This window comes from Oleiphilus sp. HI0079 (genome assembly GCF_001635105.1).
Window position 1 is genome coordinate 1 of sequence record NZ_LWFT01001348.1, and the last position, 1,635, is coordinate 1,635.

At 46.2% G+C, this 1,635-nt stretch carries 2 protein-coding genes; both read left to right on the top strand.

The features are described 5' to 3' along the window. The first annotated feature begins 88 nt into the window (after nucleotides 1-88). Nucleotides 89-709: a sugar transferase gene (locus tag A3750_RS23260; protein WP_068542104.1), complete on the top strand. Its 621-nt coding sequence runs from the start codon at nucleotides 89-91 to the stop codon at nucleotides 707-709. A gap of 78 nt (nucleotides 710-787) precedes the next feature. Further along, nucleotides 788-1,635: glycosyltransferase (locus A3750_RS23265; RefSeq protein ID WP_068548939.1), on the top strand; the 848-nt coding region annotated here is incomplete at its 3' end.

A 1,635-nucleotide genomic window follows, 5' to 3' on the forward strand; every position in this document is an offset into this window, starting at 1 on the left:
AAATTCCATCGGTATGTGATTGGAAACCCTAAATTTCTTTGGCGCTGTTTCTGGCAGCTTAAAAAAGTTTCTTAAAAGGAGAGAAGCAATGAAATCGATACAGAGTAAACATCTTGGCTTGAGCCCTTTATTACAACGCGCGATCGCGTTAGTGGGCCTAATTTTAATCAGCCCTGTGCTCTTAATTACGGCCTTGTTAATTCGGCTCGAAAGCCCCGGAAGTCCCATTTTTACCCAAACACGCGTTGGGCTTCATGGTCGGCGTTTCGCATTCTATAAGTTCCGCTCGATGCGTGTTGCCTCAGATCCGAAATACGTTGATGTCAGCACGATCAAAAGCGATCGAGATGGTGTATGTAAGAAGCTTTTTAATGATCCGCGCGTTACGCGTATTGGAAAAATTATTCGTAAGTACTCGATTGATGAGTTACCTCAGCTGATTAACGTGGTGAAAGGAGACATGCTCTTGATCGGTCCAAGACCGGCTTTGGTTCAGGAAACAGATATTTATTCGATGACTGCGCGTCAAAGACTACAGATCCTTCCTGGGTTAACTGGCTTGTGGCAAGTTTCTGGACGCGCTGACACGACGTTTGAAGAACAAGTGTCATTGGATATTCGATACATCAAAGAGCAGAGCTGGATGAAGGACATTAAGATTTTGCTGTCTACCGTTCCGGTTGTTCTATTTGGCAGAGGTGCCTATTAGTAATCTCGTTAATCGGATAAGTCCGGTTGTTTTTTTCAGCTTTCGCCTAAATGCAGTACATAGTGGGAGTGTCGCCTAATGCAGTATTCAGACAAGCCATTGTTTTCGATTATTGTAGCTTTGAACAAACGTGAAGATGAATTGATGTTCAGTCTCGACTCGGTCGTTTCTCAAACGTATCGTAATGTCGAACTGTTGCTCATAGATCAGCAGGATGAAACATCTGATCACGTTGATGTCCCGAGCTTACTAGATCGAATGTCCGCCAAAGGAATGGACGCGCGGATTGTGGACGCGCAAAGAGGACTCAAAGCAGGAGAGATCAAGAACATGGGGCTTCAGCAAGCCAAGGGACAACTTATCACGTTTTTAAAGCCAGGTGATCGTTGGGAGCCTCATTATCTTGAAGAGGTCCTATTACTTACGAAGGCGTTTCCCGAAGCTGAAGCATTTGCAACCGCTTATCAATGGCATGTTGATAGCGAAGATTTCATCGATCCAAAGATACACTTGAGTGCCTGTGCCACGGGTCCAGGCCTACTGAATGAGTTTTTCGATTGTGCGACAAAAGGTGGGCAGCCGTTTGTACTCTCAAGCTTTGTTGCGTGCAAGAAGCTCTTTGATCGTGTGGGCCTTTTCAATACGGAAGAAGAAGCAGGTCATGAGCATGATTTGTTTTGCAGGGCAGCGCTGTATAGCGCAATCGCTTACAGCCCTAGCGTACTGGCGTTTGCAAAGAACGACCACGCTGATGCGATCAGCCATTCATTCGTTGCTAGCGAGTGGAGCGCCTTTGTTTCCCGGGTTAAGAGCTATGCCGCGAGCGAGACTGAAGCGAAACGAAAACTTTCCGTTTCACGTTATGTAGGAGCCTATTTGCTTGAGCTCGCGTCTCTTAGTATGACTAAGCAACGCACCGATCTGGC